This is a genomic window from Acidobacteriota bacterium (genome assembly GCA_039028635.1).
Taxonomy (GTDB): Bacteria; Acidobacteriota; Thermoanaerobaculia; order Multivoradales; family JBCCEF01; genus JBCCEF01.
The window spans coordinates 21,838-36,869 of sequence record JBCCHV010000030.1 but is presented as its reverse complement, the minus strand read 5'-3'; the positions used below and the strand labels follow the sequence as shown (position 1 = coordinate 36,869).

Here is a 15,032-nt window from a genome sequence, read left to right as displayed (position 1 = left end):
GTTCTATCTCATGCCGTCGCTGGGCGACGGGGGTCCAGGCTCAGCGAGCCGCCGACGGCTGCGAGCCGCTGCGCAGCCGGAGCTGTGCCTCGCCCCCCGGCAGCTGACGCAGGTGCTCTGCCACCTCGCGGACCAAGCCCAAACTGACCTGCTCCATCTCGACCGCCTCGCGGAAGACCAGAAGAGCGGCGATCGCCTCGCGACCAATCTGCCGAGATCGAAAGATCGGCAGCATCGCCTCGGCGAGTTGCTTCATCTCGCCATGGCGCCCCTGGCAGCTGTAGATCGCCGCCAGGTCGAGGCAGACGAGAGCGGCATCGTAGTCGAGCTCGGCCTTGAGGAACTTGTCCTGGGCGCTGCGGTAGAGGGCCTCCGCTTCGCGCGTCCGGCCGAGTCCCTGGTAGACCCGTCCCTCGATCCAGCTGAATCGGATCAGGTCCAGCTCGTTGCCGAGCTTGTGGTGAAGCGCTCGCGCTTCGTCGATGCACTCCAGGGCCTCGTGGTAGCGCCCGGCACTGACCAGCGAGTGGATCAAGTTGTGGCGCACCACCAGCACCAGGCGCGGATCGAGCCCCGGATCGATCAGGTCGACGCCCTCTCGGATGAGCCGAATTTCATCGTCCGCCTGGCCGCGGAAGCCTTCGCACATTCCCTTGCTGATCAAGGCCTTGCCCCAGAGGTGCGACTCACCGTGGCGGCGGGCCGTACGAATCACTCGTTGGAGCAAGGCGAGGGCGCCGTCGAAGTCCCGCAAATCGACTCGCAGCGAAGCTTCGAGCCACAGGATGTGGGCCTTCTCGATCGGATCGCCGGTGCCATCGGCGGCCCACTGACGGGCCTTCTCGAAGGCGGCTTCGGACTCCGGAAACTGACCCCGAACCCGCTGCGCCGACGCCAGCTCGGCCCAGGCTCGGGCCTTGAGGTCGTGGGCCAGGGGTTCGCTGTAGCGGTCCGCCGGAAGGTTCTCGGCGACCGCCACCGCCAGGCGGGCGAAGTCCACCGCCGCTTCCGGATTGCGCGGTCGCTGCGCCTGGCAGTCGACGAGCAGAGACTCGGCGAGAGACCAGACCTGGAACCGGCGGCTGTTCTGAATCAGGACGAGCTGACGATCGACGGGATGGCGCGACAGGTCTTCCCGGAGCCGCGGTACCACCGCTTGCTCCTCGGCGAGCTCGAGCTTGCGCTCCAAGAGCTCCTCCGACAAACGCTCGAAGACCTGCTCGTAGTCGTACCCTCTTCCATCCCTCTCGTTGAGTGAAACCACTCGACGAATGACAACATCTTGATGCGAGCTGGTCGGCCACCACTGCGAGGTGACCTCCTGACAGCTCGCGCAGCCCGAGAGCAGGTGGCGCACGACGCCTCGCGCTTTCTCGCGCGAGAGCTCGCAGCGCCGGAACTGCTCGAGTTGAGCTGCACCCGGATGAGCTTCAGTCATTTTTCGACTTTCTCCAAAAGCCGGCCGTGAATAATTCGCGGCTCAAGGCCGCAAGACAGCGGTTCGTGATCTTGCGGATGCTGGAGGGTCGATAACCCATCTTCTCCGCCACTTCCGTCGGTCCGTAGCCCAGTCCGTATCGCAAACGGAGCAGGCGCTGACAGCGATCGGGAAGCTTGATCAGAACGCGCTTCAAATCATGAGAAAGGTCCGCGCGAGACTGCGAAGGTGTCTGTGGCTCGGCCAGCAGATCGAGAATCGCGGCATCCACCGCCTCGGTCATGCGCCCCCGGCGTTTACGCCAATAGACGATGCACTTCTTGCGCAGAGTCCCTACGAGCCAGGCTTCGGGATTCTGAATCTTGTCCCACTTGTACAGCAGGGTAAGTTGGGCATCCTGCAGGATGTCCTCGGCGTCCTCGGGGGGGACGTCGTAGTGACGTAAAACCCTCTCGAGCCCAGGGCGAATCTTTCTCAGGAGCTGATTGAGGGGCTCTCGAACTTCCGGGCGATCCAGTGTGGCCATTCCGGGCTGATCCCTTTGTGTCCTCCCAGACAGGGTAGCACCGCCTTTCGTGCCTGTCCAGGACGCTGGATTCGATGCTCCAACGCCCTGCGGTGATTTTCATGGCCCCAAGATCGTCGCGGCGAGCGCCCAGCGACTACCCTAACCGCCGCCCGTCGGATCGAGGCCCGGTCCCCGCTCGTCTTCATCTCCGGACTCGGAGTTGTTCATGGGATCCGGCGGATCACCACTACCGACGAGCGTATTGTCGTCCCCATCGGGAACCGGCTCGACGACCGGCACCAGGGTCTTCAGAACCCAGGTCCAGAACTGCCCCCAGGACTCGGTGAAGCTGCGCTCCCCGACATCCTCGCTGCGCTCCGGCGCGATCGCCAGTGCAGGCATCGCCAGGCTACCGGCGAGCACTGCCAAGCAAAGCCACGCCGCCAAACGAATCGATCTCGACTTCATTGTGTCCTCCCAACAAATGAAAAGGTTCCGCCGCAAGCCAATCGGCTGCTCATCCCAATAGTGCGGCCTTCGTAATAAAGCGGGACACACATATGTAGATCTTTCCCGGCACCTAAAAAGGTTCGCAATCACGTTCCCAATGGGTCTCATCAAGGACTACGGAAACCGCTGCGCAAGCCCGCCGTAGGTCGTCCATCAACGCCAAAAGGACCGCTCCGGAGAGCGGTCCTTCAAAGGTTCGACCGGCTTTGCGGAGAGGTCAGTCGTCGGCGCAGAAGCCGACTTCGACGAGCTGCTTGGTCAGGCGCGTCAGGCAGCGACTCGTTACCTTGCGGATGCTCGAAGGTTGGTAGCCGAGGGTTTCGGCCACTTCGACCGGCTTGTAGCCCAGGCCGTAGCGCAACTTGAGCAGCGACTGGCAGCGTTCCGGGAGCTGTCCCAAGACTCGCTCCAGATCGTGCCGCAGGGCCGCCTTGGACTGTTGCGGGGCTTCCGGCTTGGCGATCATCTCGAGGATCGACATATCCATCGCCTCGCAGACCTGCGAACGGCGGCGGCGCCAGTAGATGATCGAGCGGTTGCGCACCGTCGCCAACAACCAAGCTTCCGGGTTGTAGATCGACTTGCGCTTGTAGACCAGGTCGAGAAACGATTGTTGCAACAGATCTTCAGCGTCCTGCAGCGGTACACGGTAACGCGCGAGTATCCGCCGCAGCTTCGGCTGAAGCTTCTCGATCAGCTCTTCGATCGAGGTGTCTGGGTGACTCTGCTCAGCGGGGGACGTCATGGCCTATGCATTTTTATGGCCTGTAGTTTTTACCAATCGCAAGCTCAGGCTACCACCAAGATGCCAAATCTGTCCAGTGACAGCATGGCCCGCGGCCGCGGCTCGCTCGATCCGCTCGGGGAGCGGCCACCGCCGTCTCCCCGTTGCCGGATTCTCCGTCAGGTGGTGGCCGGAGCGTTCTCGAGGCCGGCGAGCTTGCGAATCTCGTCGGCACGGTTGGTGGCCTCCCACAGCAGGTCCGCCTCGCTGCGACCGAAGTGACCGAAAGCCGCCGTCTGGCGATAGATCGGTCGCAGCAGGTCGAGGTCGGAAATGATCCCCTTGGGGTCGAGGCGGAAGGTCGAGCGGACGATCTCTTCGATCGCCCGAGCCGGCAAAGCTCCGGTGCCGAAGGTCTCGACGTGGACGGACACCGGATCGGCGACGCCGATGGCGTAGGCGAGCTGCACTTCGAGGCGCTCGGCAACACCGGCGGCCACCAGGTTCTTGGCGATGTGACGCGCCATGTAGCTCGCCGAGCGATCGACCTTGGTTGGATCCTTGCCCGAAAAGGCGCCGCCACCGTGCTTGCCGACTCCGCCGTAGGTATCGACGATGATCTTGCGCCCGGTGAGACCGCAGTCACCTTGCGGACCACCGATGACGAAACGACCGGTGGGGTTGATGTGGAAAATGGTGTCGTCGTCGAGCATCTCCGCCGGCACCACCGGGCGCACCACCCGCGCGATCACCTCGCGCCGGATCTCCTCGGCGGAGACTTCCGGGGCGTGCTGGGTCGACACCACCACCGTGTGCACGCGCACCGGACGCGACCCCTCGTACTCGACCGTCACCTGGCTCTTGCCGTCCGGCCGCAGCCAATCGACCTCGCCGGCGCGACGAACCTCCGCCAGGCGCCGCGTGATGCGGTGGGCCAGCACCAGCGGCAGCGGCATGAGCTCTTCCGTCTCGCGGCAAGCGAAGCCGAACATCAGTCCCTGGTCGCCGGCCCCACCAGGATCGACGCCCATCGCGATGTCCGGGCTCTGGGGATCGAGGGCCGAGACCACGGCGCAGCTGTTGCCGTCGAAGCCGAGGGCCGGGTCGTCGTAGCCGATCTGGCGGATCGTCTCCCGCGCCACCGATGCGAAATCGACCTTCGCCGAGGTGGTGAGCTCACCGGCCAACAGAACCATTCCGGTGGTGACCAAGGTCTCGCAGGCCACCCGCCCCTGAGGGTCCTGCGCCAGCACCGCGTCGAGGATCGAGTCCGACACCTGGTCGGCGATCTTGTCCGGATGCCCGTCGGTCACGGACTCGGACGTGAAGAGATAGGTCTTGGGGTCGGCCATCGGTCAGTACCTCGGATATCGGAATCTGGTGGATTTCGGGTCGTGCAGAGTGCAGCGGAAAACTCTCGCCTCCGGGGGCCTCGAGCCGGTTCCGGCCAGCCGCCCGATCGGCGGATGGTAGCACAGTCAGGGTCCCGAGCGGGGCCCTCCGGCGGTACCGTAGAAAAGGGCGCAGAGGGCATGAAAGGTGGCCGTGGCGGTCGCCCTGCGGCGGTTTTCCTGTCCGCCTGTCAGGGAGCTCAACATGCCCCCGCTACGGCGCGTCCCTCCCCGGCCGAGAGCCCCGGACCGCATCATGACTTCGGCCGGGAGCTCGATCGAGCCGCTGCTGCCGAGACCCTCTCCGAAGCTCGTGCGCACCACCGCCCAACTGGTGACGAAGGACTTCGGTCCGAGGTCGAGGTCGAGGCTGTGCACCCCGCCTTCGGCGGCCACCAGCAAGGCGTACTCCTCCCCCACCTGGAGCTCGACCTCCTGTAACCGCGAGCGCAGCGCCTCCACCACCTCGACTTCCGAGACGGCTAGCCCGCGCGACCCGGTGTCGACCGGCTGCGGCACCACCGCGACGGAGGTCTTCAGCCCGACGACGTGATGCAAATAACGCAGCACCGCGTCGCGGACACCCAGCAGATGGGCCGGCGTCGCGCCGGCGACGGCGACCGCCAGACCTTTCTGTAGGTCACGCCAGAATTGCTTGTCGTCCATAGGTCGTTTTCGCTCTCGCGACCTTCCGATCGGCACTGCTAAGCTGCCGCTCGGTCGGCGCGTTCCCGCCACCCGATTAGATTGTCGGAGAGGGTCATGATCACCAGCCGCCACAATGCAAAGCTGAAGGATATTCGGCGCCTGCGACGATGTAAAGATGACCGGGCGCTGCTCGAAGGCCCGCGCCTGATCGACGAGGCCCTCGCCAGCGGCTGCACCATCGAAGAGATCTTCATCACTCCCGAAATGCTCACCGCCGGCTCCTGGCAGCCACCGGCCGACCGAGCGCCGACGCTGGTCGACGGCCGCCTCCTCGACGAGCTCGCCGACACCGACAGCCCGCGCGGTCTCCTCGCCGTCGCCCGCCTGCCCCGGGCCACCGTCCCGAAGGTTCCCGACGGCCTCTATCTCTACGTCGACGGGCTCCAGGATCCGGGCAATCTCGGCGCCCTGGCACGGGTGGCCGAGGCCGCCGGCGTCGCCGGCCTGTTCCTGGCCATCGGGACTGCTCACCCGAATCACCCACGGGCATTGCGCGCTTCCGCCGGCAGTCTTTTGCGGCTGCCCACCGCGCGCCTCGCGGAGGTCGAGGCGACTCGCCGACACCTCGGCCCCGAGGTCCCCTGGTTCAGCCTGCAGCCGCGCGGCGGCGACAGCCTCTACCGGGCCTCCCTACCGCGTCCCGCGGTGCTCGCCCTGGGCGCCGAAGGGCCAGGGCTGTCGCCGGCCGTCGCCGCCGTCGCCCGCCGCTCCCTGACCATTCCCCTGGCGGCTCCGGTCGAATCCCTCAACGCCACCGTCGCCGCCGCCCTCGCCCTGTTCGAATGGCGGCATCGGTCGGCCGGCAAGGCCCTCGATCAGCCCTCCGACTCCCGATAGAATGAGCTTTCCCGACCCTCTCCCCCCAACCGACGCCCTGCGCGAGGATTGCCACCGATGAAGATCGCCCTCGGCTGTGACCATGCCGGCTACCGCTATAAAGAAGAGATCAAACGCCACCTGCAGCAGCAGGGCCACGAGGCGGTCGACTTCGGGACCGACTCGACCGAATCCACCGACTATCCGCTCTTCGTGCGGCCGGCGGCCGAAGCCGTGGCCCGCGGCGAGTGCGATCGCGCCATCGTCCTCGGGGGCTCCGGCAATGGTGAGGCGATGGCCGCCAATCGCGTCGTCGGCGTGCGCTGCGCCCTGTGCTGGAACGCCGATTCGGCGCGCCTGGCGCGCGAGCACAACGACGCCAACGCCCTCTCCCTCGGCGAGCGCATGATGTCCCTCGATACCGCCCTCGAAATCGTCTCCATCTGGCTCGAGACACCCTTCGAGGGCGGCCGTCACGTGCGTCGGATCGCTCTCCTCGACCAGCCCTGAGCCAACCGGCCAGCGTCCCGAGCCGAGCGCCGTGACCGCCCCCTACCCCGTCGTCGAGCAGCTCGCCGCGAGCTGCCTGGACCGCGATCACCCCCTGGGGCCCTGGACCACCTTCGGCATCGGAGGCCCGGCGGACCTCTTCTACCGCGCCGACTCGAGGGACGAGCTGGTCCGCGCCGTGAGCGCCGCCCGCAATACCGAGACGCCGTACTTCCTGCTCGGCAGCGGCGCCAACATCCTGGTTGGCGACCGGGGCTTCCGCGGCCTGGTCATCCACAATCGGGCCGCCCGCCTCGAGCTCGACGGGTCACGAAAAACGCTCTGGGCGGAGAGCGGCGCCACCATGTATCCGACGGTGATCGAGACCGCCGTCGGGGCCGGCCTCTCGGGCCTCGAGCACTACGTCGGCATTCCCTCGAGCGTCGGCGGAGCCCTTTGGCAAAATCTTCACTTCCTTTCGCCAGCTCCCGAGCGCGAACGAACGATGTTCATCGCCGAGGTCCTGACCCAGGCCGAGATTCTCGCTGCCGACGGCGAACGCCGCACCGTCGACGCCGATTACTTCGAGTTCGGCTACGACTACTCCATCCTGCACGACCGGGACGACATCGTCCTGGCCGCGACCTTCGGCCTCGAGCCCGCTGACGAGGCCCGACTGCGGCGGGTGATGGCCGAGAATCTCGACTGGCGGCGCCAGCGCCACCCGCCCCTCGATCGTGAGCCCAGCGCCGGATCGATCTTCAAGAAGATCGAAGGCATTGGTGCCGGCCGCTTGATCGACGAAGCCGGGCTCAAGGGCTTCACCATCGGCGGTGCTCAGATCAGTCACCGCCACGCCAACATCGTCATCAACCTCGGAGGGGCCCGGGCTCGGGATGTACGCCAGGTGATCGATCACGCCATCCAGGTGGTGGCCGATAGAACCGGATACATCCTCGAGCCGGAAATCTCTTTCGTGGGCGAGTTCTGAGGGGCCCATCTCCTCTCCAGCGAAGAGCTGGCGCCTGTTATGGTACAATTGCATATTGTAAGTTTGGCAGGCTTTCGGCCATGCCAAACGCTTTGAATTCGATTTCGATCTGCCCAGGAGACCTGCCTCGTATGCGATCCCTCCGTTTGCCGCTGTTTTTCTTTCTCCTCTCTTTACTGCTCGGCACCGCCTCCGCCTGGGCCGCCGCCTGCTCCTCGAGCGTGAGCTGCGGCTTCAACGCCTGCCAGACGCCCTCCGATGCCGTCGCCCCGGATCTCTGGACCCGCCTCGAGCCGGTCGACGCCCTCGGCCTCCCCACCGGGACGTCATCCACCATCGAAAGCCGCGACACCACCTGGAATGATCGCAACGGCGCCTACTCCCTGAGCAAGCCCTACTGGCAGTCGATGGATATCGAGGATGGCTGGCTCTTCGCCGGCGTCAATCTCGGATTCCAAACCTGGTCGTTGTCCAACCCGCGCTCTCCGAACCGCGCCGGCAACGTCTCGTCGAGCGCCATCCCGAGCCTGTTCTCGGACCCCCACGAGTACTTCCTGATCAAGGACGTCGACGCCCCGGCCGGCAACTCCAATGTCGTCACGATGACCGGCGGCGGCTCCATGGGCATGGTGATTTGGGATACCAGCAACAAGAACTCGCCACGCATCGTCTACCAGGACGGCGGCCAGTCCAACGAAAAGTACGGCGAGGAGGTTTACGCCACCACCATCAACGGTACCGTCTACGGCTTCCTGGCAGCCGCTCGCTTCGACGGGGCCGGCCTGTGGATGTACGACGTCAGCCGGGCCCTCGGCCTCGGCTCCGGGGTCTGTATCGAGCAGCGCCCGACGATCACCAACTCGAACTGCAACGGCGTCTTCAAGGCCAAGCTCTCGAACGCCCCCATGAGCCACGTCGATGGCGCCGGCAACGACACCGACGGCCACTTCGTCGTCTTCAGCGGCGGCCTCGCCGGCGGCACCGGTTTCGAAATCTGGAACGTCTCCGATCCCGATCAGCCGCAGTCGGTGATGACCGGTCTGTCCTCGGACAAGGTCCACGGCGGAGCCCTCTGGCTGCACGAGGACAAGCTCTACCTCGCCCTCGCCGTTCGCTTTCGTGATGAAGGGTTGATCTACGACGTCAGTTGCCTGCTGACGGGGGCCTGTACTCTGCCGAGCTCGCCCCTCTACTCCTTCCCGCTGGCCAACTACTCGGCCCTCACCATCGCCACCGTCACCGCCTCCGAGAGCAACGGCAAGCCCTTCGTGTTCTTCGGCCGCCGGAGCGGCTACAGCTTGAGCGGGCTGCAATCGGAATGGCTGTTCGATGCCTCGGGCCTGCCCGCCGCCGACCCGGTGGAGATCACCGGCGGCGATCCGAACAACGGCAATCTCGGCCAGCCCACGATGACCGTCTCCGGCACCACCGTCGGCTACTGGAGCTGGTATTACTCCTGCCATCCCACCGGCTCCAACTTCTTCGAGCCCACCGACGGCATGTTCAACGGCGAGTACTTCTACCGCGCCGGCTCTTCCCTGTTCGACGTCCACGAGCTCCAGGATGTAGTGGTCTCTCCAAGCATCTTCGACAGCGGCTTCGAGACCGGCAACCTGACCGAGTGGACCTCTTCCGCGCAGTGATCTGAATCTCCCGACGGGTCTCCGAGAGCACGTCCCGGAGACCTCGCCCCGCCAACCTCCCGCGCCAGCTTCTTCCCGCCGGCCTCGGCTGATCCAAAATCGGCCCGAGGCGAGCCAGGGGCGGCTTCTGGGCGATCGAGTCGTCCCGCGGCCGCAGTAGCCCCGGCCCCTCCGTCCTCGCCCAACGCGAGGCGCCCTCGGCAGAGCTTCACCCGAGAGCGCGGCTCAGTCCGAATCTTCTTACCATCAAATAGGCCTTGACGACATAGGAATAAATGCTGTAAAAACATGACCATTCAGTTGCCGATTCTCATAATCCTTGGGAGGTCGTGATGCCGATGACCCTCGTCCGCCGCCTGTTTGCCATCCTCATCGCCTTCTCGACAGCCCCAGGCATCGCCACCGCCGCCACCTGCTCCACGCCCGTAGGCTGCGGCTTCAACCCCTGCAAGTCACCCTCCGACCACGTTCCCTCGTCCCTCTGGGGCCGCCTCCAGCCGGTCGACGTCGACGGCCTGCCCAGCGGCACCTTTGCCGGGCAAGAGAGCCGCGACACCACCTGGAACATCCGCAACGGCTCCTACGGCCTCAACAACCCCTTCTGGCAATCCCTCGACATCGAGGACGGCTGGCTGTTCGCGGGCATCAACAAGGGCCTCCAGATCTGGTCTTTGGCGAATCCCCGCTCGCCGGACCGCACCTCCAACATCTCCACCGCCGCCATCCCGAGTCTGTTCGAAGCCGGCCACCACACTCATCAAGTCAAAGACGTCGACGCCCCGCCGGGCAACTCGAACCTCCTCACCCTGACCGGCCAGAGCGCTATCGGTATGGTGGTGTGGGACACCAACAACAAGTTCTCGCCCCGCATCGTCTACCAGGACGGAGGAGTCAGCGGCTCGAAGTTCGGCGAGGAGGTCTACGCCACGACAATCGCTGGACGCCACTATGGCTTTCTCGCCGCCCTGAATCATCCGGGATCAGGTCTGTGGATCTACGACTTGAGCCGCGCCCTCGAAGTCGGCGGTTCGGGGCCCTGCGTCGAGCGGCGCCCCGGAACCGTCAATCCGGCCTGCAACGGCGTCTTCCTCGGCAAGCTCAGCGATGCCCCTTTGAACCACGTCGATGGCACCGGCGATGACGCCTCCGGCCACCTCATCGTCTTCAGCGGCGGCTACTGGGGGGGCAACGGCCTCGAGATCTGGAACGTCTCGGAGCCAGCTCGCCCCGCGCTCCGGATGACCGCTCTGGCGAACCGGAAGGTGCATGGCTCGGCCCTCTGGATGCGCGCCGGTCGCCTCTTTCTGGCCACCACCCTGCGCTATCCCGACTTCGGGGTGATCTACGACGTCAGCTGCGCCCTGAGCGGCCCTTGCAGCCTCCCGTCGACGCCCCTCTACAGATTCCCCCTCGCCAACATCGACGACCAGACCATCGCCACCGTCACCTATTCCGAGAGCCAGGGCAAGCCCTTCGTCTACTTCGGCCGGCGCAACGGCCACTCCTTGAGCGGCCTGCAGGCGGAATGGCTGTTCGATGTCTCGGACCTGCCGTCGGGCGTGCCTCGAGACGTCCTCGGCGGCAACCCCAACAACGGCAATCTCGGCCAACCCACCACCAGCGTCGTCGGCACCACCGTCGGCTACTGGAGCTGGTACTACGCCTGTCATCCCAGCGGCTCGAATCACTTTGAGCCCACCGACGCGATCTTCGCCGGCAAGTATCTCTACCGCGCCGGCTCTTCGATCCTCGACGTTCACGAGCTCACCGACGCGATTCTGCCCGCAACCATCTTCGCCAGTAGCTTCGAGAGCGGTGACCTCGACGAGTGGAGCGCGGCGACATTCTGAATCCAACCTGGGACCGGGCAGAAAAAGAAACGCCCGCTCCGAAGGGAGCGGGCGTTTCAATCCATCGGTGAAGGCCGTGGCTCGCGCCGGGGAGGCCGTCAGCCTTCCCGCGACTCGCGAATCGCCGCCGTCAGCGCCGGCAAGACCTCGTGCAGGTCCCCGACGATGCCGTACTGGGACATGCCGAAGATGGGTGCCCCCGAATCCTTGTTGATCGCCACCACGCAGGACGATCCCTTCATCCCCACAGCGTGCTGAATCGCCCCCGAGATTCCAACGGCGATGTACAGCTTGGGGCTCACCGTCTGGCCGGAGGAACCGATCTGACGGTCCCGCGGCAGCCAACCGCTGTCGATCACCGGACGGCTGGCGCCGATGTCGGCGCCCAGCACCTCGGCCAGCTCGTGAATCGGACCGAGCTTGTCCTCGCCACCGACGCCTCGTCCGACGGCGATGATCACATCGGCCTTGGTCAGATCGACCTCGTTGCCGCCGGCATCCTCGATCGACAAGATCTCCCGGTCGGCGGTCACCTCGCCCAGGGCCAGAGCCTCGACGGGAGCACTGCCGGCCGCCAGGGCATCGCCCGAGAAGGCACCCGACTGCACCGACAGCAGCACCGTCCCGGTACCGCGCATGCGCACCTTGGACGTCATCTTGCCGGCCAAGATCGGGCGGCTCCAGAGGAAGCCCTCGCCGTCCTGCTCCCACGCCGTCACCTCCGGCAGCAGGCCGGCGCCGAGGCGCTGGGCGAGACGAGCGAAGTAGTCCACCGTTTGATAGTTGTGGGCAAACACCACGAACGCTGGCGACGCCGCCTCGATGGCCGGCGCCAGGGCATCGCAGTAGGCCCCCGGCGTGTAGACGGCGAGCGCCTCGTGCTGTGCCGTGTGAACTCCCGCCAGGTCCGCCGAGGCGGCCAGGTGATTGGCGACGGCCGAGACGTCGGCCCCCAGCAACAGGACTTCCGCCTTGACCCCGAGATCGGCCGCCAGCCGCTGGCCGGCAACCAGCGCCTCGCGACCGGGCCGCGTCAGGCGCTCTCCGTTGTGCTCCGGAACGATCCAGACACGGCTCATTACAAAACCCTCGCTTCCTGGCGCAGCTTGTCGACCAGCTCGCGACTCGCCTGCTCCGGCTCACCTTCGATGATCTGGGCCCCGGCACCGCTATCCGGGAAGGCGACGGAAACGATCTCGAGGCGCGATCCAGCTTGCCCCACGTCCTCTGGACTGAGGCCGAGATCGGCCGGCGCGAGGGTGTCGATGGGCTTGCGCTTGGCCTTCATGATGCCCTTCAAGGAGGCGTAGCGCGGGTGATTGATGCCGGCCTGAACTTCGAACACCGCCGGCAGAGGCAAGCGAGAGATCTCGTTCTTGCCACTCTCCATCTCGCGGGTGACCTTGGCCGTCCCGTCTTCGATCTCGACCCCCATCACCAGCCAGGCGTGGGGCCAGCCGAGGAAGCCGGCGAGGACCGAGCCCGTCGAGCCGAAGCCGACGTCGTCGGACTGCGAACCGGTGAGCACCAGCTCACACTCTTCCTTGGCGACGGCGGCCGCCAGGGCACGGCCGGTGGCAAGAGCGTCACCGCCCGAGAAGGCCTCGTCCTCGAGGTGCACGGCGCGCGCCGCCCCCAGGGCCAGTCCCTTGCGCAGCGCTTCCTTGACGCGCGCCGGTCCCAGGCTGATCACCACCACCTCGCCACCGGAAGCCTCGGCGATTCGCAAGCCTTCTTCCAGTGCGTACTCGTCGCTCTCGTTGATGATGAACGGCAGATCTTCCTCGTCCAGCCAGCGACCGTCCTTGGCGACTCTCAGTCGAGCCTCCGTGTCCGGTACCTGTTTGATACATACCGCAACGCGCATTCGCTTCTCCCTTGCTCCGCGGATTTCGTATGGGGACGAGCCTGGGGCCTGGTGATGGAGTCCGTTACGGTCCTCAGGCGTCGTGGAATAAGTCGGTTCGGCGGGCGCCGAAGCGACTCCAGTCTAGCATGGTGGGAGCTGCCATCGCAGTGCCGCAGAGCGCCGTCCGCGGGCGTCGACGGGCACCGTGAGCAATCCGATCCGGGGAAGCGAGCCGTCCTATTCCGATAGAGGACTATGAACGCACAGCATCGAGCACTCTTCCCCAACCCTCCCTCGCCACTGCCGGAAAGCCGCTGGGGCCGCCTGCGCCGCCGTGCCCGGCAACGTCTGTTGCGGCTCTTCGATCGCACCATTCTCGCCCTCTACGAGCTGATCTCCTGGCTCGATCAGCGCGCCCCCATCGAGCGGCGCTTCTTCCGTGTCGCCATCTTCGGATCGAGCCGCCTCGAGCGCACCGACCCGCAGTACGCCGAGGTGCGACAGCTCGCCAAAAACCTCTCCCTCGCCGGTTGCGACATCGTCACCGGTGGCGGACCGGGCCTGATGCGCGCCGCCAACGAGGGCGGCCGAGCCGGCTCCGCCGCCCTCAAGACGCGCTCCTTCGGCCTCACCATCCTGTTGCCCTTCGAGGAACAGCCAAACCCCTTCCTCGACGAGGTCGAGGAGCACAAGACGTTCTTCTCCCGACTCCACCACTTCATCCGCATGAGCCATGCCTACGTGGTGGTCGATGGCGGCCTCGGGACCACTCTCGAGGCCCTGATGGTCTGGCAGCTCCTCCAGGTCGGGCTGCTCGAAGACGACCGCGAGCTGATCTTCGTCGGACCGATGTGGAGCGGCCTCCGGGAGTGGGTGCAGCGAGACATCGTCGCCCGCAACCTGGCGTCTGCCGGCGACCTCCGCAAGGTGCACTGGGTGCGCGATACGGATGAGGCCATCGAGATCGTGCGCGACGCTCGCCGCCGATTCATCGAGCGCCACGGCACCATCGTCTCGCCGCGCTCCGTCACCTTCCCCAAACCGCCGGCTCGCGACCTGCGGCCCTGACGCCGGATCGACCGCAGTGGCACCCCGGGGGGCGCACCCGCGCGCCCTCCATCCTGCGCGAGCGGCACTGGCGGCCTTGGCCGCCGATCGGGAGACCGCGGTGACCACCGCGCCGTGGCTGAACTCAACTCTGGTCCACACCTTGCATTCTTCGACGGCGATGACGGCTTCGATCAACCCTGCGGGAACTTCGGGACGTATCGGCACGTCTCAATAGCGAAGCTTCTCGGGAAGAGTGCCAAGACGGCAGAACCGCGCTTGGACAGACGGCGCACCCCTGCTATCGTCCGCACGATTTCGTTTCAGGAGAGCGACCTAAGTTGAATATCTCTGCCCATTTGCCGTTTCTCACCGTGCCTGCCCTCGGGAGCGAGGAGATTGCCGGACCGACCATCTTCGAGACCTTCCTGGAAGCCGGATGGATGGCCAAGGGAGTCTTCCTGGTGCTGGTGATTTTTTCCCTGCTTTCCTGGGCCGTGGTGGTGGCGAAGGCCTTTCAGTTTCAACGCGCCGACCGCCAAAGCGAGTCCTTTCTACAGATCTTCCGCAAGAGCCGCCGCTTCAGCGAGGTCTCTTCGGCCACCGGCAACCTGGCGGCTTCGCCCCTGGTCGGTCTGTTCCAGACCGGACACGCCGAGATCGACGCGCAGATCAAGCAAGCCGACGGCGGAGCCCTGCGGCTGCGCTCCCTGCCCGCCCTCGAGCGCAGCCTGCAACGAGCGGTCAACGTCGAGCTGCAGTCCTTCAGTCGCTGGACCAGTCTGCTCGCCACCACCGCCGCCGCCACCCCCTTCATCGGCCTCTTCGGGACCGTCTACGGCATCATGATCGCCTTCCAGGACATCGGTCTCACCGGCTCGACCTCGCTGGCGGTGGTCGCCCCGGGCATCGCCGAGGCGCTGGTCAACACGGCGGCTGGCCTGGGCGCCGCGATCCCGGCCCTGGTGGCCTACAACTACTTCGCCAACCGGCTGCGACGGCTGCGCCTCAAGCTCGAGGACTTCGCCCTCGAGTTCCTCAACCTCGCCGAGCGCAACTTCACCTGAG

The 15,032-nt window shown here is 65.9% G+C and carries 15 protein-coding genes; 7 read left to right on the top strand and 8 right to left on the bottom strand.

Annotation, left to right across the window (positions count from 1 at the left end):
• Nucleotides 1-40 precede the first annotated feature (40 nt).
• From AAF604_13450 to AAF604_13425, 6 genes are all read right to left on the bottom strand, one after another.
• Nucleotides 41-1,438, bottom strand: coding sequence for a tetratricopeptide repeat protein (locus tag AAF604_13450; protein MEM7050665.1), 1,398 nt, complete (start codon nt 1,436-1,438; stop codon nt 41-43).
• Nucleotides 1,431-1,964 (bottom strand): sigma-70 family RNA polymerase sigma factor, encoded by a 534-nt coding sequence (locus AAF604_13445; GenBank protein ID MEM7050664.1) that lies wholly within the window; start codon nt 1,962-1,964, stop codon nt 1,431-1,433. The genes AAF604_13450 and AAF604_13445 overlap by 8 nt, the downstream gene beginning before the upstream one ends.
• 141 nt (nt 1,965-2,105) lie before the next feature.
• Nucleotides 2,106-2,414, bottom strand: a complete 309-nt coding sequence (locus tag AAF604_13440) for a hypothetical protein (protein ID MEM7050663.1) — start codon at nt 2,412-2,414, stop codon at nt 2,106-2,108.
• 259 nt (nt 2,415-2,673) lie between these two features.
• Nucleotides 2,674-3,201, bottom strand: a complete 528-nt coding sequence (locus AAF604_13435) for a sigma-70 family RNA polymerase sigma factor (protein MEM7050662.1) — start codon at nt 3,199-3,201, stop codon at nt 2,674-2,676.
• A 158-nt stretch (nt 3,202-3,359) separates the two neighbouring features.
• Nucleotides 3,360-4,532, bottom strand: coding sequence for a methionine adenosyltransferase (gene metK, locus AAF604_13430; protein ID MEM7050661.1), 1,173 nt, complete (start codon nt 4,530-4,532; stop codon nt 3,360-3,362).
• Nucleotides 4,533-4,658: 126 nt separating this feature from the next.
• Nucleotides 4,659-5,237: a DUF84 family protein gene (locus AAF604_13425; protein MEM7050660.1), complete on the bottom strand. Its 579-nt coding sequence runs from the start codon at nt 5,235-5,237 to the stop codon at nt 4,659-4,661.
• A gap of 96 nt (nt 5,238-5,333) precedes the next feature.
• On the opposite strand from AAF604_13425, the gene AAF604_13420 reads away from it, so the two are divergent.
• The 5 genes from AAF604_13420 (at nt 5,334) to AAF604_13400 (ending at nt 11,068) form a co-directional block, all read left to right on the top strand.
• Nucleotides 5,334-6,116, top strand: a complete 783-nt coding sequence (locus AAF604_13420) for an RNA methyltransferase (GenBank protein MEM7050659.1) — start codon at nt 5,334-5,336, stop codon at nt 6,114-6,116.
• Nucleotides 6,117-6,173: 57 nt separating this feature from the next.
• Entirely contained in the window at nt 6,174-6,605 is a 432-nt protein-coding gene (gene rpiB, locus AAF604_13415) for a ribose 5-phosphate isomerase B (protein MEM7050658.1), read from the top strand.
• A 31-nt stretch (nt 6,606-6,636) separates the two neighbouring features.
• The gene (gene murB / locus AAF604_13410; GenBank protein MEM7050657.1) at nt 6,637-7,575 is read left to right on the top strand and encodes a UDP-N-acetylmuramate dehydrogenase; all 939 of its coding nucleotides are present in this window, start codon (nt 6,637-6,639) and stop codon (nt 7,573-7,575) included.
• A 131-nt stretch (nt 7,576-7,706) separates the two neighbouring features.
• Nucleotides 7,707-9,218, top strand: coding sequence for a hypothetical protein (locus tag AAF604_13405; GenBank protein MEM7050656.1), 1,512 nt, complete (start codon nt 7,707-7,709; stop codon nt 9,216-9,218).
• A gap of 332 nt (nt 9,219-9,550) precedes the next feature.
• On the top strand, nt 9,551-11,068 hold the full coding sequence (locus AAF604_13400) for a hypothetical protein (GenBank protein ID MEM7050655.1): 1,518 nt from the start codon (nt 9,551-9,553) through the stop codon (nt 11,066-11,068).
• Nucleotides 11,069-11,166: 98 nt separating this feature from the next.
• On the opposite strand, the gene AAF604_13395 is transcribed toward AAF604_13400, so the two are convergent.
• Nucleotides 11,167-12,147, bottom strand: a complete 981-nt coding sequence (locus AAF604_13395; protein ID MEM7050654.1) for an electron transfer flavoprotein subunit alpha/FixB family protein — start codon at nt 12,145-12,147, stop codon at nt 11,167-11,169.
• Nucleotides 12,147-12,935, bottom strand: a complete 789-nt coding sequence (locus tag AAF604_13390; protein ID MEM7050653.1) for an electron transfer flavoprotein subunit beta/FixA family protein — start codon at nt 12,933-12,935, stop codon at nt 12,147-12,149. Before AAF604_13390 ends, AAF604_13395 begins: the two co-directional genes overlap by 1 nt.
• A 237-nt stretch (nt 12,936-13,172) precedes the next feature.
• On the opposite strand from AAF604_13390, the gene AAF604_13385 reads away from it, so the two are divergent.
• Both AAF604_13385 and AAF604_13380 read left to right on the top strand, forming a co-directional pair.
• Entirely contained in the window at nt 13,173-13,985 is an 813-nt protein-coding gene (locus tag AAF604_13385; protein MEM7050652.1) for an LOG family protein, read from the top strand.
• A gap of 320 nt (nt 13,986-14,305) precedes the next feature.
• A complete protein-coding gene (locus AAF604_13380) occupies nt 14,306-15,031 on the top strand; it encodes a MotA/TolQ/ExbB proton channel family protein (GenBank protein ID MEM7050651.1) in 726 nt (241 codons plus the stop codon).
• Nucleotide 15,032 lies beyond the last annotated feature (1 nt).